The sequence below is a fragment of the Streptomyces sp. rh34 genome (assembly GCF_002551245.1).
Classification (GTDB): domain Bacteria; phylum Actinomycetota; class Actinomycetes; order Streptomycetales; family Streptomycetaceae; genus Streptomyces.
The window spans coordinates 1-19,349 of record NZ_NTGZ01000143.1; the positions used below are offsets into that span (position 1 = coordinate 1).

General features: G+C 72.8%; 17 protein-coding genes and 1 pseudogene. 10 read left to right on the forward strand and 8 right to left on the reverse strand.

What is annotated here, in order from left to right:
- Positions 1–233: 233 nt before the first annotated feature.
- Together CR470_RS40705 and CR470_RS40710 are read right to left on the reverse strand one after the other, a co-directional pair.
- Positions 234–1,661 carry a lysine N(6)-hydroxylase/L-ornithine N(5)-oxygenase family protein gene (locus CR470_RS40705; protein WP_257138896.1) on the reverse strand — a complete coding sequence of 476 codons (1,428 nt, stop codon included), beginning with the start codon at positions 1,659–1,661 and terminating at the stop codon, positions 234–236.
- A 69-nt stretch (positions 1,662–1,730) separates the two neighbouring features.
- Positions 1,731–2,639: pseudogene (locus CR470_RS40710) on the reverse strand (pyridoxal phosphate-dependent decarboxylase family protein); the annotation flags it as partial.
- Positions 2,640–3,028: 389 nt separating this feature from the next.
- Here CR470_RS40710 and CR470_RS23695 point away from each other — a divergent pair.
- Together CR470_RS23695 and CR470_RS23700 are read left to right on the forward strand one after the other, a co-directional pair.
- Positions 3,029–3,463 (forward strand): ATP-binding protein, encoded by a 435-nt coding sequence (locus CR470_RS23695; protein WP_097869565.1) that lies wholly within the window; start codon positions 3,029–3,031, stop codon positions 3,461–3,463.
- A gap of 183 nt (positions 3,464–3,646) precedes the next feature.
- Positions 3,647–4,039: an ArsR/SmtB family transcription factor gene (locus tag CR470_RS23700; RefSeq protein WP_097869579.1), complete on the forward strand. Its 393-nt coding sequence runs from the start codon at positions 3,647–3,649 to the stop codon at positions 4,037–4,039.
- 76 nt (positions 4,040–4,115) lie between these two features.
- Here CR470_RS23700 and pepN read toward each other — a convergent pair whose 3' ends face one another.
- From pepN to CR470_RS23715, 3 genes are all read right to left on the reverse strand, one after another.
- The gene (gene pepN, locus CR470_RS23705; RefSeq protein ID WP_097869566.1) at positions 4,116–6,707 is read right to left on the reverse strand and encodes an aminopeptidase N; all 2,592 of its coding nucleotides are present in this window, start codon (positions 6,705–6,707) and stop codon (positions 4,116–4,118) included.
- A 179-nt stretch (positions 6,708–6,886) separates the two neighbouring features.
- A complete protein-coding gene (locus tag CR470_RS23710) occupies positions 6,887–7,249 on the reverse strand; it encodes a chorismate mutase (protein ID WP_097869567.1) in 363 nt (120 codons plus the stop codon).
- A 51-nt stretch (positions 7,250–7,300) separates the two neighbouring features.
- Positions 7,301–8,179: an AraC family transcriptional regulator gene (locus CR470_RS23715; RefSeq protein WP_097869568.1), complete on the reverse strand. Its 879-nt coding sequence runs from the start codon at positions 8,177–8,179 to the stop codon at positions 7,301–7,303.
- Between the two features lie 173 nt (positions 8,180–8,352).
- On the opposite strand from CR470_RS23715, the gene CR470_RS23720 reads away from it, so the two are divergent.
- Positions 8,353–10,254 carry a glycoside hydrolase family 35 protein gene (locus CR470_RS23720; protein WP_097869569.1) on the forward strand — a complete coding sequence of 634 codons (1,902 nt, stop codon included), beginning with the start codon at positions 8,353–8,355 and terminating at the stop codon, positions 10,252–10,254.
- Between the two features lie 82 nt (positions 10,255–10,336).
- Here the strand turns inward: CR470_RS23720 and CR470_RS23725 are convergent, their stop codons facing one another.
- Entirely contained in the window at positions 10,337–11,104 is a 768-nt protein-coding gene (locus CR470_RS23725) for a S1 family peptidase (RefSeq protein WP_097869570.1), read from the reverse strand.
- 329 nt (positions 11,105–11,433) lie between these two features.
- Here CR470_RS23725 and CR470_RS23730 point away from each other — a divergent pair, with 329 nt between their 5' ends.
- A complete protein-coding gene (locus CR470_RS23730; protein ID WP_097869571.1) occupies positions 11,434–12,336 on the forward strand; it encodes a hypothetical protein in 903 nt (300 codons plus the stop codon).
- A 30-nt stretch (positions 12,337–12,366) separates the two neighbouring features.
- The gene (locus CR470_RS23735) at positions 12,367–13,125 is read left to right on the forward strand and encodes an ankyrin repeat domain-containing protein (protein ID WP_097869572.1); all 759 of its coding nucleotides are present in this window, start codon (positions 12,367–12,369) and stop codon (positions 13,123–13,125) included.
- 15 nt (positions 13,126–13,140) lie between these two features.
- Here CR470_RS23735 and CR470_RS23740 read toward each other — a convergent pair whose 3' ends face one another.
- Positions 13,141–13,701, reverse strand: coding sequence for a GNAT family N-acetyltransferase (locus tag CR470_RS23740; RefSeq protein WP_097869573.1), 561 nt, complete (start codon positions 13,699–13,701; stop codon positions 13,141–13,143).
- Positions 13,702–14,103: 402 nt separating this feature from the next.
- On the opposite strand from CR470_RS23740, the gene CR470_RS23745 reads away from it, so the two are divergent.
- Complete coding sequence (locus CR470_RS23745) at positions 14,104–14,448, forward strand: EthD domain-containing protein (RefSeq protein ID WP_179892360.1); 345 nt, start codon at positions 14,104–14,106, stop codon at positions 14,446–14,448.
- A gap of 66 nt (positions 14,449–14,514) precedes the next feature.
- Here CR470_RS23745 and CR470_RS23750 read toward each other — a convergent pair whose 3' ends face one another.
- Positions 14,515–15,456 carry an SDR family oxidoreductase gene (locus CR470_RS23750; RefSeq protein ID WP_097869575.1) on the reverse strand — a complete coding sequence of 314 codons (942 nt, stop codon included), beginning with the start codon at positions 15,454–15,456 and terminating at the stop codon, positions 14,515–14,517.
- A gap of 124 nt (positions 15,457–15,580) precedes the next feature.
- Here CR470_RS23750 and CR470_RS23755 point away from each other — a divergent pair, with 124 nt between their 5' ends.
- The 4 genes from CR470_RS23755 to CR470_RS23770 are packed head-to-tail and all read left to right on the forward strand — an operon-like array spanning position 15,581 to position 19,076.
- Positions 15,581–16,324: an enoyl-CoA hydratase family protein gene (locus tag CR470_RS23755; protein ID WP_097869576.1), complete on the forward strand. Its 744-nt coding sequence runs from the start codon at positions 15,581–15,583 to the stop codon at positions 16,322–16,324.
- Positions 16,325–16,327: 3 nt separating this feature from the next.
- Positions 16,328–17,218, forward strand: a complete 891-nt coding sequence (locus CR470_RS23760; RefSeq protein ID WP_097869577.1) for a CoA transferase subunit A — start codon at positions 16,328–16,330, stop codon at positions 17,216–17,218.
- A complete protein-coding gene (locus CR470_RS23765) occupies positions 17,215–17,964 on the forward strand; it encodes a CoA-transferase subunit beta (protein ID WP_097869578.1) in 750 nt (249 codons plus the stop codon). The genes CR470_RS23760 and CR470_RS23765 overlap by 4 nt, the downstream gene beginning before the upstream one ends.
- Positions 17,964–19,076 carry an NAD(P)H-dependent flavin oxidoreductase gene (locus CR470_RS23770; protein ID WP_257138895.1) on the forward strand — a complete coding sequence of 371 codons (1,113 nt, stop codon included), beginning with the start codon at positions 17,964–17,966 and terminating at the stop codon, positions 19,074–19,076. The genes CR470_RS23765 and CR470_RS23770 overlap by 1 nt, the downstream gene beginning before the upstream one ends.
- The last annotated feature ends 273 nt before the right edge of the window (positions 19,077–19,349 follow it).

Here is a 19,349-nt window from a genome sequence, read left to right on the forward strand (position 1 = left end):
CCGACCCCGCGTCGGGCCCTCACCATGCCCACCGGCCGACCCAGCCTCAAACAAGAGCGGTCAGCCACCCAGCAGCCCCAACTGAAACGGCGAGGCTAGTAGTGCCGGTGTTCCCGTGATGCCTGTGTTGTCGTTGTTCCCGTATCGCCGGTGTTCCCGTATCGCTGTGTGCGGTGGGTTGTTCGTTCGGCCCGGGTCTCTTTCGGGGGGCCCGGGCCGTTCGTTGTGCGGGGCTAGACGGAGTGGCTCAGGGGGGCGAGGGCTGGTCCCTGGGCGGGGATTCTCGGGGGCTGGGGGGCGAGGCCGAAGGTGGTGAAGGCGGTGCGGTCGGGGAGGGGGTAGGGGTGGGCGCCGGTGAGGTTGTTGAGGATGGTGGCGCTGCGCCAGGCGGCGAGTCCGAGGTCGGGGGCGCCGACTCCGTGGGTGTGGCGTTCGGCGTTCTGTACGTAGACGTGTCCGGTGACGGCGGGGTCGAGGACGAGGCGGTACTGGTCGTCGATGCGGGGGCGGTGGGAGGCGTCGCGGCTGAGGTAGGGGCCGAGGCCGCCGAGGACGGCGTCGAGGGGGCGTTCGCGGTAGCCGGTGGCGAGGATGACGGCGTCGGTGGTGAGGCGGGAGCGGGTGCCTTGCTGGGTGTGTTCGAGGTGGAGTTCCACGCGGGTGTCGGCGACGCGTCCGGCGGTGCGGACGTGGACGCCGGGGGTGAGGGTGGCGTCGGGCCAGCCGCCGTGGAGGGTGCGGCGGTAGAGCTCGTCGTGGATGGCGGCGATGGTGTCGGCGTCGATGCCTTTGTGGAGTTGCCATTGGCGGGGGACGAGTTCGTCGCGGGCGGTTTCGGGGAGGGCGTGGAAGTAGCGGCTGTAGTCGGGGGTGAAGTGTTCGAGGCCGAGTTTGGAGTACTCCATGGGGGCGAAGGCCTGGGTGCGGGCGAGCCAGTGGATCTTCTCGGCGCCTTCGGGGCGGGCGCGCAGGAGGTCGAGGAAGATCTCGGCGCCGGACTGTCCTGATCCGATGACGGTGATGTGTTCGGCGGTGAGGAGCCGTTCGCGGTGGCGGAGGTAGTCGGCGGAGTGGAGTACGGGGACGGTTTCGGCTTCGGCGAGGGGTTTGAGGGGTTCGGGGACGAAGGGTTCGGTGCCGATACCGAGGGCGATGTGGCGGGCGTAGGCGCGGCCGAGGGCTTCGGCTTCGCCGTCGCGGTCGAGTTGGGTGAAGTCGACTTCGAAGAGGGCGCGGTCGGTGTTCCAGCGGACGGCGTCGACCTGGTGGCCGAAGTGGAGGCCGGGGAGTTGTTCGCTGACCCAGCGGCAGTAGGCGTCGTATTCGGCTCGTTGGATGTGGAAGCGCTCGGCGAAGTAGAAGGGGAAGAGGCGGTCGCGGGTGCGCAGGTAGTTGAGGAAGCTCCAGGGGCTGGTGGGGTCGGCGAGGGTGACGAGGTCGGCGAGGAAGGGGACTTGGAGGCTGGCGCCGTCGAGGAGGAGGCCGGGGTGCCAGTGGAAGGCGGGGCGTTGTTCGTAGAAGGTCGCGGCGAGGGGGCGGGGGTCGTCGGTGCTCGCGGGGATGTTGTGGGCGAGTGCGGCGAGGGAGAGGTTGAAGGGGCCGATGCCGATGCCGACGAGGTCGTGTGGCTGGTCGGGGGCGGGGGCGGGCCGGGCGGTCATCGCGGGGTGTCGCTTTCCGTGAGGTGAGGGGTGGGGTGGGTCGTGGTGGTGGAGGGGGGTGAGGTGGTGGCGTTCGGGTACGGCGAGGAGGCCGGCACTGGCGGGTTGCCAGCCGAGTTTGTGCAGGTCGAGGGTGACGCTGTGGGCGCGGTCGAGGCCGTGGAGGAGGGTGCGGTGGGTGGGGCTGAAGAGGAGGGGGCCGCCGTAGGCGGCGTCGATGTGGAGTTCGGCGCCGTGGGTGGTGCAGAGGTCGGCGATGGTGTGGAGGGGGTCGATGTCTCCGGTGTCGGTGGTGCCGGCGGTCGCGACGACGAGGAGGGGGCGGTGGAGTTCGGTGAGGGCTTCGTCGAGGGCGGCGAGGTCGAGGGTGCCGGTGGGGGCGGGGACGATGACGGGTTTGGGGAGGCCGAGGAGCCAGGCGGCGCGGGTGATGCTGTGGTGGGCGTTGGCGCCGCAGATGGTCTGTACGGGGCCGTGGCGTTCGCGGGCGAGGAGGAGGGCGAGTTGGTTGGCTTCGGTGCCGCCGGTGGTGATGACGGCGTCGGGTGAGCGGGTGTGGGGGTAGATCTCGGCGGCGAGTGCGGTGGTGAGGTCGGCTTCGAGGGCGGAGGCGGCGGGGGCCTGGTCCCAGGAGTCCATGGAGGGGTTGAGGGCGCTGGCGGCGAGGTCGGCTGCTGCTGCCAGGGCGAGGGGTGGGGTGTGGAGGTGGGCGGCGCAGTGGGGGTGGGCGGGGTCCGCGGCGCCTGCGGCGAGGGTGGTGACGAGGTTGCGGAGGGCGTGGTGGGGGCCGGTGCCGTGGTCGGGGATGAGGGGGTGGGTGGCGGTGCGGGTGCGGGGGGTGACGGTTTCGGGTCCGCCGGCGGGGAGGGGGCCGTCGCGGAGGGTCGCGCCGTCGTGGAGTGCGGTGAGGACGGTGTCGATGAGGGGGCGGAGGGCGGCGGGGCCTGCGGTGCCTCCGGCGAGGGGTGGGGTGGGCATGGGTGGGGTGGTCCTTCGGGTGCGGGGGGGGTGGTCTCTTGTCGGCCTGTCCCGGGTTTCGGGTGGCGCGGCCGAAGAGCCCAACGATCCGAACTCGAATGGGGTACTGGTGATCGGTGTGGCCTGGTTGGGGAGGGGTGGGGTGGTAGGGGCGTGCGGTTGTGGGACGGGTGTGCGTGTGGGGGCGGAGGGCTGGGTGGGGTTCGGGCCGAGCGGCCGGGTCGGGGTGGAGGGGTTGCCCTTTCCCTCGCCCTCGTCCTTGCCCGATGAGTGAATTGCAGATTTCGGCAATTCGCTACATGCTGTACGGGTCGTTCCGCCGTCGGCGCGCGGCCCCCGCGCGGCTCTCCGGCCCGCGGCGGTGGTTTTCCTGTCCGGGAGTCCGCCCGATGATCACGCCGCCCGACACGTTGCCGTACCGGCATGTGCTGACGCTGCCCGCGATGGGGTCGGCCGTGCGCATCGCCCGTGAGACGGCCGAGCAGGTGCTGCTGGAGTGGGGGGTGGGCGACACGTGCCGGGATCCGGCGTTGCTGATCCTCAGCGAGCTGGTGGCCAACAGTGTGCGGCATGCGGCGGTGCTCTCGCCGAACGTGACGGTGGTGTTCGCGGGCGGGCCGGGCACGTTCGCGTTCGGCGTGCACGACCGTCACCCCTACCGGCCGGCTCTGTTCGCGTCCGCCGGGACGGCGCCGGGCCGGGGTCTGGCCACTGTGATGGAGCTGACCCACGGTCTAGGCGGCAGTGCGGTGGTGCGGGGCGATGTCGACGAGGGCGGCAAGAGCATCTGGATCACCCTTCCGCTGCGGCCCGGCGGCCGGTGAGCGGACCGTCGGGGGGCTGCCCGGGCCGTTGGGTGACTTCGGGGGCCGTCGGGTGGCTTCGGGGGCGGGTGTGGTCCCCGGGTACATCCGTGGGGCGCGAAGGCGCGAGGATGACCCCATGGAGAAGAGTTCTGGTCAGCTGTGGTGCGCCGGGTTCCCGGTGTGCGGAACGGGGCCGCGCCGGTGAGCACACCGCTGTACCGATTGAAGGCGGAGTTCTTCAAGACGCTGGGGCACCCGGTCCGGATCAGGGTGCTCGAACTGCTCAGTGAACGCGAACACGCGGTCTCGGAGATGCTGAACGAGGTGGGGGTCGAGGCCGCCCACCTCTCCCAGCAGCTGGCCGTGTTGCGCCGTGCCGGTCTCGTGACGGCCCGGCGGGAGGGATCGGCGGTCCACTACACGCTGGCCGACCCGGGGGTGGCGGAGCTGCTGCGGGTGGCGCGGACGATCCTGACCGGGGTGCTGGCGGGCCAGGCGGAGCTGCTGGCCGATCTGCGGGCGGCGGGCGGCTCCGGGGACGACGCCCCGGACGAGACGCCGGACGCGGACCACGACGACCACGGCGGCGGCTGATCTCCGTACAGTCCGGTGGGCCCGTCCCGGCCGCGGGGCGGGAAGCGGTTCCCGCCCCGCGTCCGTACGCGTCGGGTCAGCCGGTCGCGGCGGCGGCGGTCCGTACGGCGAGGGCGCGGCGGAGGTCGTCGAGCTGGTCGACGAGCTTGCGGCGCAGGGCGGGGATGAGGTCCGGGTCGTCCAGGGCGCGGGTGCCGATGCGGAGGCTCTCGGGGTCGACGGCGTACGCGGGGAAGGCGTGGCGTCCGGCGGCCTCGGCGATGGCGGGGCCCCGGCGGGCGGCGAGTGCGACGGCGTCCGGGTAGAAGCGGGACACGTAACCGCCGAGGAGCTCTTCCTGTCCGGGCTGCCAGAAGCCCTGGGCGGTGGCGGTGAAGAGGTAGTTGGACAGGGTGTCGTCGGTGAACAGCGCGTCCCAGGCTGCGGCCTTGGCCTCGGCGGTGGGCAGCGCGGCACGGCAGCGGGCGGCGCCTTCGCGGCCGGTGGCGCTCGGGTCCGCCGCCAGCGCGGTGGCGATGGCGGACTCGTCGGTGGCGCCGAGGGCGGCGAGCCGGGTGAGGATGCGCCAGCGCAGCTCGGGGTCGAGCTCGGGTCCGCCGTGGACGGTGCCTTCGTCGAGCCAGCTCCGGAGCGTGTCGGGCTGGGTGGCGGCGTCGATGAAGTGGCGTACGGCGATGAGGCGGAGGCCCGGCTGTGAGCCGTCCTCGGTGCGGCGGATGAGGTCGCGGCAGAGGTCGGTGAGCGTGGCGCGGGCGGCGGGCAGGTCTTCGGGGACGGTGTAGCGGTCGACGACCTGGCCGGCGGCGAAGGACAGGACGCCCTGGACGAGCGCGAGGTCGGTCTCGTGCGGGAGGTGCGTGCGGGCGGTCGCGAGGTAGGTGGCGGGAGGGAGCTCCGCGTCGCGGACCATGTCGCGCGCGGTGTTCCAGAGGACGGCCCGGGTGAGGGCGTCGGGGATGCCGGAGAGGCTGGTCAGGGCGGTGTCCCAGGAGGCGGTGTCCAGGCGGACCTTGGCGTAGGTGAGGTCGCCGTCGTTGAGGACGACGAGGGCGGGGCGGCGGCCGGGGCGGACCGTGGGCGTCCCGTCGCCGGGTACGTCGGTCTCGAAGCGGTCGCGCAGGGCGAGGTGGCCGGGGCCGGCCTGGGTGTTCAGGGCGTGGTCGTAGGCGCCGACGGTGATGCGGTGGGGGCGGGAGCCGTCGCGGGTGACGGTGAGGGCCCAGGACTGCCCGGTGCCGTTGCCGTTCGGCGCGGGCTCGGCGGTCTCGGGGGCGCCGATCCTGGCGGTGAGGGTGTCGACGCCGGTGGTGCGCAGCCACTGCTCGGCCCAGGCGTGGACGTCGCGGTCGGTGGCGGAGGCCAGGTTGTCGATGAAGTCGGCGAGGGTGGCGTTGGCGAACTTGTGGCGGGCGAAGTGGGTGTTGATGCCGGCCAGGAAGTCCTTCTCGCCGAGCCAGGCGACGAGTTGGCGCAGTGCGGAGGCGCCCTTGGCGTAGCTGATGCCGTCGAAGTTGAGGAGGGCGGACGCGGTGTCGGGGACGGCGTCGGGGTCCGGGGCGACGGGGTGGGTGGAGGGGCGCTGGTCGGCGTCGTAGCCCCAGCCCTTGCGGGCGACGCCGAAGTCGACCCAGGTGTCGGGGAAGGGGGCCTCCCCTGCGGCGACGGAGTGGAGAGCTCGGGGAAGGGTCGCCTCGGTGAGGGTCTGGTAGCCCATGTACTCGGCGAAGGACTCGTTGAGCCAGATGTCGTCCCACCAGGTCAGGGTCACGAGATCGCCGAACCACATGTGGGCCATCTCGTGGGCGATGACCATGGCGCGGGTCTGGCGCTCGGTGTCGGTGACGGCGGAGCGGTAGACGAACTCGTCGCGGAAGGTGACGAGTCCGGGGTTCTCCATGGCGCCCGCGTTGAACTCGGGGACGAAGGCCTGGTCGTAGGAGTCGAACGGGTAGGGCTCGTCGAACTTCTCGTGGTAGCGGTCGTACAGGGCGCGGGTGATGTCGAGGATCTCGTCGGCGTCGGCGTCCAGGTACGGCGCGAGGGAGCGGCGGCAGTGGATGCCGAAGGGCAGTCCGGCGTGCTCGGTGGTGATCGAGTGCCAGGGGCCTGCGGCGACCGCGACGAGGTAGGTGGAGACGAGGGGTGTGGCGGCGATGGTCCAGCGCCCCTGGCCCGTGTGTTCGGCGACGCCGTTGCCGAGGACGGTCCAGCCTTCGGGGGCGGTGACGTCGATGGCGAAGACGGATTTGAGGTCGGGCTGGTCGAAGGCGGCGAAGACGCGCTGGACGTCCTCCATGAACAGCTGGGTGTAGACGTAGGTCTCGCCGTCGGTGGGGTCGGTGAAGCGGTGCATGCCCTCGCCGGTGCGGGAGTAGTGCATCGCGGCGTCGATGTGCAGTTCGTGGGGGCCGGCGGTGATGCCGGTGAGGGGGTAGCGGTTGCCGTCGAGGAGGGCGGGGTCCAGGGGGTGTCCGTCGAGACTGATCGAGCGCAGGGTGGCGGGCTTGACCTCGACGAAGGTGTCTCCGGCCGCGCGGGCGGTGAACCGGATGGCGGTGCGGGAGTCGAAGGTCTCCTCGCCGGTGGTGAGGTCGAGGGCGATCGTGTACCGCTCCACGTCGAGGAACTGGGCTCGGGTCTGCGCTTCGTCGCGCGTCAGTACGGACATGGCCCCATGCTGCCGTACGGGGGACGGCGGGTGCAGTGGGGTTCTCCGTGGGCGGACGGGGCGGTCCGGGCGGGCGCCGCGGGGCGGGTCTCGCGGTGGGCGTCCCCCGGGTCTCGCAGTGTGTGTCCTCGGGGCGGGCGGGGCGGGTTTCGCGCGGGCTCTCCCCCGGGGCCGGCCGGTCAGGCTTCGGCGGCGGTGCCCCTCGTGCCCCCGGTCCGGTCGGCGGCGTCGCCGTTCTCCGCTTCGTCGGCGATGCGCTCGTGGTGGCGGATCACCTCGGCGATGATGAAGGTGAGGAGCTTCTCGGCGAACGCCGGGTCCAGGTTCGCGCTCTGCGCCAGCTGCCGGAGCCGGGCGATCTGGCGGGTCTCACGGGCGGGGTCGGCGGGCGGCAGTCTGTGGTCCGCCTTGAGGCGGCCGACCTGCTGGGTGGCCTTGAAGCGCTCGGCCAGCATGTGGACGACGGCGGCGTCGATGTTGTCGATGCTCTCCCGCAGCCGGTTCAGCTCGGCGCGGACGGACACGTCGGTTTCGCTACTCATGGTCAGCGAGCTTAGACCCACCGGCGATCGGGGGATCTTCGACCGCCGCGCTCACGTGGTGATCGTCGGTGGGTCGCCGGGATCGGGCACCCGGTCGCTCCAGCCGCCGGGCACGCTGCGGCCCTGCTGTTCGCGGAAGCGGACGGGGGCGGTGCCGACCCGGCGGGCGAAGAGCCGGGAGAAGTAGGCGGGGTCGTCGTAGCCGACGCGGCGGGCCACGGCGGCGACCGGGAGGTCGGTGGCGGCGAGGAGTTCCTTGGCCCGGCCCAGGCGGATGCCCAGCAGATAGTCCTTGGGGCTGCACCCGGCGCCGCGCCGTACGGCGGTGCGCAGTTCGGCGGGGGTCATGCCGTGCCGGGCGGCGTGCTCGGCGACGGTGAGCGGCTGGTACGCGTCGCGGGCCAGCGCCTGGAGCACCGGGTCGCCGTCGGGGCCGATGTCGGCGCGGGCGCGGCGCAGGGAGACCAGGAGTTCGTGGACGGCGGCCCCGGTCTCCACCTCCAGGAGCGGGTTGCCGCGCCGGGCGGCGCGCACGATGCGTCCGACGGCGGCGCGGGGGGCGGCAGTGTCGGAGAGGGGGACGAGGGGGCGCTCGGGCTCGATGTAGCCGAGTTCGGTGTACGTGGTGGTGGCGGGGCCGGTGAAGTCGACGAAGCTCTCGTCCCAGCCGGTGCCGGGGTCGGCGCCGTAGTGGTGGGGGGTGCCGGGGGTCAGCCAGATGAGGCTGGGGCCGGTGACGGGGGTGCGGCGGCCGTCGGGGCCCTTGAACCAGCCGGTGCCGGAGTTGACGATCACGGCGACGTGGTGGTCGAGGGTGCGGGGTCCGATGGTGGGCAGCGCGCCGTGCTGGAGGCCGACGCCGAGGCAGACGAGGCCCAGGCGGTGGTGGAGCGGGCTCGGGGTGAAGAAGCGCATCCAGGTGTGGTACATCGCGGTCCTTCCTCTCCCTGCTGGTCCGTGGTGTCCGGTCCCCGCCGGTCCGTTGCGTCCAATCAACAGCGATCTTTGTCCATGGACCGGGTGCGGCGCCAGAGGTGAAGGTGGTCGGACCGATCGACCCGAGGGCCGCCGGGTGCGGCCGAGCACAGGAGCATACGAGCACCATGACCGAGTTCAGCGTGGGGGACGACTGCTTCCGGCTCGACGGGAAGCCCGTACGGCTGCTGTCGGGCGCTCTGCACTACTTCCGGGTGCACGAGGCGCAGTGGGAGCACCGGCTCGCGATGCTCGCCGCGATGGGGCTGAACTGCGTCGAGACGTACGTACCGTGGAATCTCCACGAGCCCCGGGAGGGCGAGGTCCGGGACGTGGGGGCGCTCGGCCGGTTCCTGGACGCGGCGGAGCGGGCGGGGCTGTGGGCGATCGTGCGGCCGGGCCCGTACATCTGCGCCGAGTGGGAGAACGGCGGTCTTCCGGTGTGGGTGACGGGCCGGTTCGGGCGGCGGGTGCGCACCCGGGACGCGGAGTACCGGGCGGTGGTGGAGCGGTGGTTCCGGGTGCTGCTGCCGCAGGTGGTGCCACGGCAGGTGTCCCGGGGCGGCCCGGTGATCCTCGTGCAGGCGGAGAACGAGTACGGGAGTTTCGGCAGCGACGCGGTGTATCTGGAGTGGCTGGCGGGGCTGTTGCGGCAGTGCGGGGTGACGGTGCCGCTGTTCACGTCGGACGGGCCGGAGGACCACATGCTGACCGGGGGTTCGGTGCCGGGCCTTCTCGCGACGGCGAACTTCGGTTCGGGGGCGCGGGAGGGCTTCGAGGTGCTGCGCCGGCATCAGCCGAGCGGCCCGCTGATGTGCATGGAGTTCTGGTGCGGCTGGTTCGACCACTGGGGGGCCGCGCCGGTGCTGCGGGATCCGGGGCAGGCTGCCGGGGCGTTGCGGGAGATCCTGGAGTGCGGGGCGTCGGTGAACATCTACATGGCGCACGGGGGGACGAACTTCGCCGGCTGGGCGGGGGCGAACCGGTCCGGCCCTCTGCAGGACGAGGTGTTCCAGCCGACGGTGACGTCGTACGACTACGACGCGCCGGTCGACGAGTACGGGCGGGTCACGGAGAAGTTCCGGCTGTTCCGGGAGGTCCTGGAGCCCTACGCCGAGGGGCCGTTGCCCGCGCTGCCGCCGGAGCCGGTCGGGCTCGCCGGGCCGGTGGGGGTGGAGCTGGCGGAGTGGGCCGGGCTCGGGGACGTGCTGGAGGCGCTGGGCGGTCCGGAGACGGAGTCGGGGGTGCCGCCGACGTTCGAGGAGCTGGGGGTGGACCGGGGGGTCGTGCGCTACCGGGTGGCGGTGCCGGGGCCGCGCCAGGCGTATCCGCTGCGTGCTTCGGGGCTGCGGGACCGGGCGGTGGTGTACGTGGACGGGGTCCGGGCCGGGGTGCTGACCGAGGAGTCGGGGACGCTGCCGGAGCCGGTGGCGGGCCCGGCGGAGGTCGAGCTGTGGGTGGAGTCGCTGGGCCGGGTCAACTACGGGCCGCGCCTCGGCGAGCCGAAGGGCGTCACGGGCGGGGTGCTGCACGAGCGGCAGTATCTGCACGGGGTACGGGCCCGGGGTCTGCGGCTGGATGCGTTCGAGGCGGCGGACGCGGTCGCGGCGGTCCCGTTCGGGCCGGTGGAGGCCGCCGCCGGGGCGGGTGACGCGGGGCGGACGGGCCTGTTCCGGGGGACGTTCACCATCGAGGGGGCCGCGGGCGCTTCAGGCACGTCAGGTGTTTCAGGCACCTCACGCACCTCAGGTGTTTCAGAGGCTTCAGACGCCTCCGGCACCTCCGGCGTCGATCATGCTGGGCTCGAACTGCCGGGCTGGACGCGCGGGTTCGTCTGGGTGAACGGCTTCTGCCTGGGCCGGTACTGGTCGGTGGGCCCGCAGCGGACCCTGTACGTGCCGGGTCCGGTGCTCCGCGCCGGCGCCAACGAGGTGTGGGTGCTGGAGCTGGAGGACGCGGGCGAGCCGCGTGTGGAGCTGGGTCCGGGGGCGCCCGTCGACACGGACGCCCCCGGGGTGGTTCAGCCGTGATCACCGGCCGGGCGTGCGGTGATCCGGTGCCGAGCCCGGACCGGGGTCCGGGCTCCGACCGGGGCCCGAGCCCGGAGCGAGGTCAGAGCGAGTCGGCCGCGGAGGCGATGTCGCCCGCGAAGTGCGAGACCTCGGTGTAGACGCCCGGGTAGTCCGGGCGGGCGCAGCCCCGGCCCCAGCTGACGATGCCGACCTGGACCCACTCGTCGGCGTCGTCCTTGCGGAACATCGGGCCGCCGGAGTCGCCCTGGCAGCTGTCGACGCCGCCGGTGTCGAGGAGGCCGGCGCACAGCTCCTCACCGGGGACGAGGTCGTTGTAGGCGCTCTGGCAGTCGGCGTCGGAGACGAACGGGACGTCGGCCTTGAGCAGGTGGCGCTGCTGGCGGCCGCCCTCGCGGTCGGCGCCCCAGCCCGCGACGGTGAAGGTGCCCTCGTCGTAGGTGTCGTCGGTGGCGATCTTCAGGGTGGGCTGATCGATCGGCCGGGCGAGCTTGATCAGCGCCCAGTCCTTGCCGGTGCCGTTGTAGCCGGGGGCCTGGAGGACCTTGGTGGACCGGACCTTGACCGCGTCGGGCGACTGGAGGTCGGCGACGCCGCCGGTGACGGTGATCGAGGTGTTGTTGCCCGAACCGTCCACGCAGTGGGCGGCGGTGAGGACGATGTCCTGGGTGTAGAGCGCACCGCCGCAGCCCATGGAGAGCCGGACCATGAAGGGGAACTCGCCTTGTTCTGCGCGTTCGCCGCCGACGATCGGCTGGGGGGCCGCGGAGGCGGGCTGGAGACTGACGGTCGCGAGGGCGACGGCGGCTATGGCGACGGAACACCTTTTCAGCGCGCTCAGAAGCTTCACGGAGGCCTTCTTTCGTGGGGGGATTTCGTGTGGGGGGTTGCTGTGGGAGGTTGCCGTGCCGCGTTGTGGTGCAGGAGTCCCTGGAGTACGGGAGTTGGAGAGAGCTGTGGGTCGCGCGGTCCGGCACGCGTGTCCCGGCCGGGTGACGACCTCCGGCACCACAGCCGAACTGGTCATGAACCCGACAAGAACGATCCGATTATCGGTGTGTGGTGACCGCTGCCACAAGGTGCACTTTTCGGCCAAGACCATCAGAGTGCTTTCGGACCCCCTCCCCCGGCCCGGCATACAGTGGAGGTCCGTCGACCGTCACGGATGGGGGTTCCGACGTGGCGAACGGCCCTCCGGGCGCACCCGTCGTCCATGGCTTTCCGCATCTGGACACGGTCCGCTCCGCCATCACCGCCCTCTACCGGCGGCTCTCCGCGGACGGCGTCCACGCCTACGGCACCAGCCTCCCGCCCGCCGACGCCGCGTTCACGGACCACGACGATCTGCACCTGGGAGCCCAGCGGGTGGCGCGTTCCCTGGTCCAGCACCTCCATCTGCCCGAGGCCCGCATGATCGTCGGCTTCCGGGCGATGGAGCATGCGGCGAGCGTGGAACTCACCGCGGGCCCCGAATACTTCATCGAGCTCAACGACCGCTTCCGCACCCACCGCAGGGACATCGGGGCGGCGCTCGCGCACGAGGTCACCCATGTACTGCTGCACCGGCTCGGCCTGGAGTTCCCCGGCACCCGCGCCAACGAGATCCTGACCGACACGACGACGGCCTACCTCGGCGCGGGCTGGCTGCTGCTGGACGCGTTCCGGGAGGACGCCACGTCCCGTCAGAAGCTCGGCTACCTCACCCCGGAGGAGTTCGGATACGTCCTGGCCAAGCGGGCGTTCGCCTTCGGCGAGGATCCCTCTCCGTGGTTCACCAGCCCTCAGGCGTACACCGCGTACACCAAGGGCCGGGAGCGGGCGCTGCACGATCTGCGCAGACCCCCGCTGACCGCCGCCGGCTGGGCGGGCCGCCGGCGCTACGCCAAGGACCGGCGGTACGCCCAGGACCACCCCGGCACGAGCGCGGACCCGAACGTTTCCTACGCCTTCGAGACCGGTGGCCCGCACCTGCGCGTCTCCTTCCCCTGCCCCACCTGCCATCAGCGCATCCGGGTCCCCGTCCGGGGCCGGTTCACCGCGCGCTGCGGGCTGTGCCGGACCGCCCTGGAGTGCGACACCTGAGCGCCGTTCCGGCCACCGTAGGATCGAAGCATGACGAACGAGCCGATCAGGGACGAACTACTCCTGTTCGACGCGCTGTACGAGGACGAGAACGCGGTCGTACGGGCGCTGCGCTCGGGCGCACCGGCCGAGTCGAGCGACGAGGAGGGCACGACGGCGCTCTATCTGGCGTCGGTGCAGGACCGCCTGGAGGCGGTGCGCCTGCTGCTCGCCGCCGGGGCCGACCCGAACCGGGCGAGCGGCCCCGGGGCGAGTGACCTGCCGCTGTGCGGGGCGGCGTGCGGCGGGCACACCGAGGTGGTGGAGGCGCTGCTGTCCGCCGGGGCCCGGCCGGATCTGCGCGAGGAGTTCGGCTTCACCGCGCTGCGGTGGGCGGTCGGTCTGGGGCACGCCCCGACGGTGGAAGTGCTCCTCGCCCATGGCGCGGACCCGCTGCTGCCGGGCCCCCGGGGCGAGGCGATGCTGGTGCTGGCGGCGCAGCGCGGATCCCCGCGGACGGTACGGGCGCTGCTCGCGCACGGTGCGGGGGCAGCGGGTCAGGAGTCCGTGGTCGCCCTCGCCCGGGCCGAGGCGCGGCGCATCGCCGCCCTCGATCCGGAACGGGAGTTGCGGCGGCTGCTGGAGGAGTCGTACGGCTCCGATATCGAGACGGTGACGCTCCGCGACCGCAGGGACGGCGAGGAGACGCTGGCGGTGGAGCTGCTCCGGGACGGGGTGCCGTCGGCCGGCGCGGACCAGCACACGGGGCACGGGGAGATCGCGGACCTCCTGGGTGGGCCGTCGTCGTAGTCGCTACCGGGGCGCTTACCGGCTTCGCTCCCATGCCTCACGGGTGAGTACGTACTCGACCTCGCCGTGCTCGGAGCCCTCGATGGCCTCCGGCCAGTCCTCGGTATAGGTCCGCAGGAAGGTCAGCCCCGTCTTCTCCATCACGCGCCGGGATCCCGTGTTGACGGCCATGGTGTTGGCGGTGACCTGCTGGACCCCGAGGTCGGTGAACCCCTTGTCGACCAGGGCCCGCGCGCCCTCGGTGGCGTAACCGCGGCCCCAGGCGGCCCGGTTCAGCCGGTAGCCGAGCTCGACCACGGCGGGGTCGTGGTCGTCCAGCGGCCGGAGCTCGAACCAGCCCAGAAAGGCTCCGGTGCCCTTCTCCCGCGCGGCCCAGAAGCCACGGGTTCCGGTGCACGCGTGATCGTGGAGGAGCTTCGGCAGGGTCCGGTCCCGGATGTCCTCGGCGCTCGTCGGCCGTCCGCCGTTGATGTACCTCATGACGGCGGGGTCGTTGTCGAGGGCGAGCAGGTCGGGGGCGTCGGCGTCCGTGACCGGGTGCAGGACGAGCCGGTCGGTCTCCAGGAAGGTGCGCATGCGGCGATCCTCACAGTCGGCGGCCGGGCCGCGCCACCCGATATCCGCGGGCGTCAACGGCCCGGGCCGGAGCCCTGGTCCCGGGCCTGGATCAGGAACGTCAGCCCCTGCTGTGCGGAGCCGGTGGCGGCGCCCGCAGGGGGTCGCAAGCGGGTTTCCCGCGCCGTACGCGAGGGTCGGGGCGCGGGGGCGGGGGTGGTGCCGGGGCCGGGTCACGCGAGCCCGGGCGCCGGCGAGCAGGTCTCGCCAGAGTTCCCGCTGCTCGGCGTCGAGCCGCGGTGACGGTCCTCCACGTGACCCACGTCACTTGCCTAGGCAACAAACATCTCTTGCCTAGGCAAGTGACGCCAACTACCTTTTAACTTGCCCAGGCAAGTTAATCTCCACCCCGAGGAGCCTCCTGTGATCAAGCTCAGCATCTTCCTGACCCGGCGAGCAGACCTCTCCCACGACGAGTTCGTGGAGTACTGGACGCAGAAGCACACCCCCCTGCTCTCGACCCTGCCCAGCGGAGAGGTCCCGGTCCGGCGCTACGTCCAGCTGTTGCCCACCGGCGACGAGATCCCCGGCATCAGCACCGCCGTCCACGACGGCGTCGCCGAGGTGTGGGTCGACAGCATCGCCGACGCCGCTCGCTGGTTCACCTCCGACACCTACACCACCACCATCGCGGCGGACGAGGAGAACTTCCTCGACCGCTCCCGGACCCGCTTCCTCTACGCGACCGAAAGCCCGGTCTTCGGCTGAGCACCGCCTCCGCGCCGACCCGCCCGGCGGCCACCCACCACCCGGCCGCGTGAACAACCCTGCGGGTCAATACGCCTGGGGTGCCCCGTAGACCCGCCCCGGCGCCTCCGCGTCCGCCAGCAGCCGGCGCACCGTCTCACCCGCCTCGGCCGGGGACCTGCGCGCGCCCCGGTCGTCGGTGGGGCCGGGGCGCCAGCCCTCCATGACGGTGATGCGGCCCGCCTCGGCCTCGAAGACGCGGCCCGTCACCCCGTCGCTCGCGGCGGAGCCGAGCCAGACGACGAGGGGCGAGACGTTGGCGGGAGCCATGGCGTCGAACTCCCCCTCCCCCGGGGCCGCCATCGTCTCGGCGAAGGTCCGCTCGGTCATCCGGGTCCGGGCGGCCGGGGCGAGGGCGTTGACATGGACCCCGTAGCGGCCCAGTTCGGCCGCCGCGACCAGGGTCAGGGCGACGATTCCGGCCTTGGCCGCCGCGTAGTTGCCCTGGCCGACGCTGCCGAGAAGCCCTGCGCCGGAGCTGGTGTTGATCACCCGGGCGGTCGGCGGGCGGCCCGCCTTCGCCTCGGCACGCCAGTGGGCGGCGGCGTGCTTCAAGGGCAGGAAGTGGCCCCTGAGGTGGACCCGCATCACCGCGTCCCAGTCGTCCTCGTCCAGGTTCACGAGCATCCGGTCGCGCAGGAAGCCCGCGTTGTTGACCAGGGTGTCGAGGCGGCCGAAGGCCTCCACAGCGGTGGCGACCAGGCAGGCCGCACCATCGGTCGTGGCGATGTCGCCGCCGTGGACGACGGCTTCGCCGCCCGCCGCCACGATCTCGTCGACGACCTCCCGGGCCGGGCCGGCGGAACCCCCGTCCCCGCCGGGGCCGACGCCGAGGTCGTTGACGACGACCCGCGCCCCTTCGGCGGCGAAGGCCAGGGCGTGGGCCCGGCCGAGCCCCCGCCCGGCGCCCGTGACGGCGACGACCCGGTCCGCGCAGAGTCCGGGACGGCGTGCGGTGGGTGCGGTCATCTCATCTCCCCATGATCGACGGCTGGTCGAGGTGGACGGCCGGCCGGCGACCGGTTGGCGGTCGGGGGTGTGCCTGCTACCGTCCACCTAACAAATGTTTGGTGGAAAGGTAGCCGATCCTCCGATGAGTGTCTCCACCGCCTGCCCCTCGGACGGCGTCCGCGTCGTCACCGTGGACCGTCCCCCCGTCAACGCGCTTCCCGTACAGGGCTGGTACGACCTGGCGGACGCCGTCCGGGCGGCCGGCCGGGATCCCGGGGTCCGCTGCGTCGTCCTGGCCGCCGCCGGGCGCGGCTTCAACGCGGGCGTCGACATCAAGGAGTTGCAGCGCGACGCGGGGCACGGGGCGCTGATCGGCGCCAACCGGGGCTGCGCCGAGGCGTTCGCGGCGGTGTACGCGTGCGAGGTCCCGGTCGTCGCGTCGGTGCAGGGCTTCTGCCTGGGCGGCGGGGTCGGACTCGTCGGGAACGCCGACGCGATCGTCGCGAGCGAGGACGCCGTCTTCGGTCTGCCGGAGCTGGACCGGGGCGCGCTCGGCGCCGCGACCCACCTCGCCCGGCTGGTCCCGCAGCACCTGATGCGCACGCTGTACTACACCTCCCGCACGGTCACCGCGACGGAACTGCTCGGCCACGGATCGGTCTGGCGGGTGGTACCGGGCCACGAACTGATGGACGCCACGCTGGAGTTGGCGGCCGAGATCGCCGCCAAGGACGGCCATCTGCTGCGGCTCGCCAAGGCCGCGCTGAACGGCATCGACCCCGTCGACGTACAGCGCAGCTACCGCTTCGAGCAGGGGTTCACCTTCGAGGCGAATCTCGCCGGTACCGCCGCCCGGGTCCGCGACACCTTCGGCAAGGAGGCCTGAACCATGAGCACTCCCCCTCATGTGCGCGACAAGACGATGACACCCGAGGAGGTTGTCGACCGGCTGCGCAGCGGCATGACGATCGGGATCGGCGGCTGGGGGTCGCGCCGCAAGCCGATGGCCCTGGTCAGGGCGCTGCTCCGGTCGCCCGTCACCGATCTCACGGTGATCTCCTACGGCGGCCCTGACGTGGGGCTGCTGGCCGCGGCGGGCCGGATCGCCCGCCTGGTCACGGCGTTCGTGACGCTCGACTCCGTCCCGTTGGAGCCGCACTACCGGGCGGCCCGGCAGCGCGGGGCGTTCGCGCTGACGGAGGTCGACGAGGCGATGTTCATGTGGGGACTGCACGCGGCGGCCAACCGACTGCCGTTCCTGCCGGTGCGCGCGGGCATCGGATCGGACGTGATGCGGGTCAACCCCGAGCTGCGCACCGTGACTTCGCCGTACGGGGACGGCGAGGAGTTCGTGGCGGCGCCGGCCCTGCGGATGGACGCGGCGCTGGTCCACCTCAACCGGGCGGACCGGCGCGGCAACGGCCAGTACCTGGGCCCCGACCCGTACTTCGACGACCTGTTCTGCGAAGCGGCGGACGCGGCGTACGTCTCCTGCGAACGACTGGTGGAGACCCGGGAGTTGACGGAGAACTCCGCCGCCCCGCAGACCCTCCTCGTCCAACGGCACTCCGTCACCGGTGTCGTGGAGACGCCGGGCGGGGCGCACTTCACCTCGTGCGCCCCCGACCACCCGCGTGACGAGCCGTTCCAGAAGGCGTACGCGGCCGCGGCCGCGGACCCGGCCGCGTGGGCGGAGTTCGCAGCCCGCTTCCTGCCGCCGGACGGCGACGAGAAGGGCTACCAGCAGGCGGTCCGCGCCTGGCACGAGGAGCAGAAGTGAACGCGTTCGCGACCGGAAGCATCACCCGTGCCGAGCACTGCGTGATCGCGTGCGCGGAGGCCTGGCGGGGCGACGGCGAGATCCTGGCCAGTCCGATGGGCGCGGTGCCGTCGGCCGGTGCGCGGCTGGCCCGGCTGACCTTCGCCCCCGACCTGCTGCTCACGGACGGCGAGGCCACGCTCGTCGGCCCGGACGGCGAGGCGGAGGGCTGGCTCCCCTACCGCAGGCATCTGGCCCTGGTGACCGGCGGGCGGCGGCACGTGATGATGGGGGCGAGTCAGATCGACCGTTACGGCAACCAGAACATCTCCTGCGTCGGCGACTGGGAACAGCCCTCCCGGCAGCTGCTGGGCGTACGCGGAGCACCGGTCAACACGCTGAACAATCCAGTGAGTTACTGGATCCCCCGGCACTCCCCCCGCGTCTTCGTCGAGCGCGTCGACATGGTCTGCGGAGTCGGCTACGACAGGGCGCGGGCAGCCGGCCCCTCGGCCACCCGCTTCCACCGCATCCCCCGGGTCGTCAGCGATCTCGGGGTCTTCGACTTCGCGACGCCCGACCGTTCGATGCGCCTGGCCTCGGTCCACCCCGGCGTCACGGTGGACCAGGTCCGGGATGCGACGGGTTTCGCGCTCACGGTCCCGGAGACCGTCCCGTACACCCGCGACCCCTCCCCCACCGAACTCGCCCTGATCCGCGAGGTCGTCGACCCGGCTCGCACCCGGGACCGGGAGGTCCGGTCCTGATGCGCACCGCCCTGACCGACCTCGTCGGCGTCCGGCACCCGATCGTGCAGACCGGGATGGGCTGGGTGGCGGGCCCCCGCCTGGTCACCGCGACCGCGCGGGCCGGGGCGCTCGGCATCCTGGCCTCGGCGACCATGACGACGGATCAACTGCGGTCCGCCGTGAGGGAGGTGAAGTCCCGGACGGACGCGCCGTTCGGGGTGAATCTGCGGGCGGACGCGGGGGACGCCCGGGAGCGGGTCCGGATCATCGTCGAGGAGGGCGTGCGGGTGGCGTCGTTCGCGCTCGCCCCGTCGAAGGAGCTGATCGCGGAGCTGAAGGACGCGGGCGTGGTCGTCGTCCCGTCGGTGGGGGCCCGGCGTCACGCGGAGAAGGTCGCGGCCTGGGGCGCGGACGCGGTGATCGTGCAGGGCGGCGAGGGCGGCGGCCACACCGGCGAGGTCGCCACCACGGTGCTGCTGCCGCAGGTCGTGGACGCGGTGGACATCCCGGTGGTCGCGGCGGGCGGCTTCCACGACGGCCGGGGCCTGGTGGCGGCGCTGGCGTACGGGGCGGCGGGCGTCGCGATGGGCACCCGGTTCCTGCTGACCTCGGACTCGACGGTCCCGGACGCGGTGAAGGCCCGCTATCTGGCGGCGACCGCCAACGACATCACCCTGACGAGGGCGGTGGACGGGCTCCCGCACCGGATGCTCCGTACGGAGATGGTGGCGGAGCTGGAGGGTGCGGGTCGTCTGCGCTCCGTGTACCGGGCGCTGCGACGGGCGTCCGGCTTCCGCCGGATCTCCGGCCTGAGCTGGCCGGGCATGGTCCGCGACGGGCTGGCGATGCGGCACGGCAAGGACCTGAGCTGGAGCCAGGTGCTGCTGGCGGCGAACACCCCGATGCTGCTGAGGGCGTCCATGGTCGACGGCCGCACGGACCTCGGCATCATGGCCTCGGGTCAGGTCGCGGCCCTGATCGAGGATCTGCCGAGCGTGGCGGAGCTGGTGGCGCGGATCCTGGCGGAGGCGGAGGCGGCTCGCGCGCTTCTGGGCGATCTGGCCCGGTCCTCGTCGCCCCCGAGGCCGAACGACCGGACCGCCACGCCCAGCCTGTCCGGCGATCGATGACAGCGCCCCAGGTCCGGGGCTTTCGGGGCTCTGCCCCGGACCCCGGTCCTCTATCGCCGGACAGGCTGGGAGGGATCCCGGGGCTTCCATCACCGGACGGCTGGAAGGGGCCCCGGGCCTCAATCACCGGACAGGTGGAGGGGACCCCGGGCCCCCATCGCCGGACGGCTGGGAGAGACCCCGGATCGATCGCCCATCGCCGGACTGCCGCGAAGGCCCTACGCGGCCCGGCGGCCCCGCGCGGGCGCGGCGGAGCGGCCTGCGCCACCGGAG

Coding starts and splice junctions, on each gene's coding strand:
- CR470_RS40705 (WP_257138896.1), bottom strand. CDS start 1,661: ATGACCGCCCGGCCCGCCCCCGCCCCCGACCAGCCACACGACCTCGTC.
- CR470_RS23695 (WP_097869565.1), top strand. CDS start 3,029: ATGATCACGCCGCCCGACACGTTGCCGTACCGGCATGTGCTGACGCTG.
- pepN (WP_097869566.1), bottom strand. CDS start 6,707: ATGTCCGTACTGACGCGCGACGAAGCGCAGACCCGAGCCCAGTTCCTC.
- CR470_RS23710 (WP_097869567.1), bottom strand. CDS start 7,249: ATGAGTAGCGAAACCGACGTGTCCGTCCGCGCCGAGCTGAACCGGCTG.
- CR470_RS23715 (WP_097869568.1), bottom strand. CDS start 8,179: ATGTACCACACCTGGATGCGCTTCTTCACCCCGAGCCCGCTCCACCAC.
- CR470_RS23720 (WP_097869569.1), top strand. CDS start 8,353: ATGACCGAGTTCAGCGTGGGGGACGACTGCTTCCGGCTCGACGGGAAG.
- CR470_RS23735 (WP_097869572.1), top strand. CDS start 12,367: ATGACGAACGAGCCGATCAGGGACGAACTACTCCTGTTCGACGCGCTG.
- CR470_RS23740 (WP_097869573.1), bottom strand. CDS start 13,701: ATGCGCACCTTCCTGGAGACCGACCGGCTCGTCCTGCACCCGGTCACG.
- CR470_RS23750 (WP_097869575.1), bottom strand. CDS start 15,456: ATGACCGCACCCACCGCACGCCGTCCCGGACTCTGCGCGGACCGGGTC.
- CR470_RS23755 (WP_097869576.1), top strand. CDS start 15,581: ATGAGTGTCTCCACCGCCTGCCCCTCGGACGGCGTCCGCGTCGTCACC.
- CR470_RS23760 (WP_097869577.1), top strand. CDS start 16,328: ATGAGCACTCCCCCTCATGTGCGCGACAAGACGATGACACCCGAGGAG.
- CR470_RS23770 (WP_257138895.1), top strand. CDS start 17,964: ATGCGCACCGCCCTGACCGACCTCGTCGGCGTCCGGCACCCGATCGTG.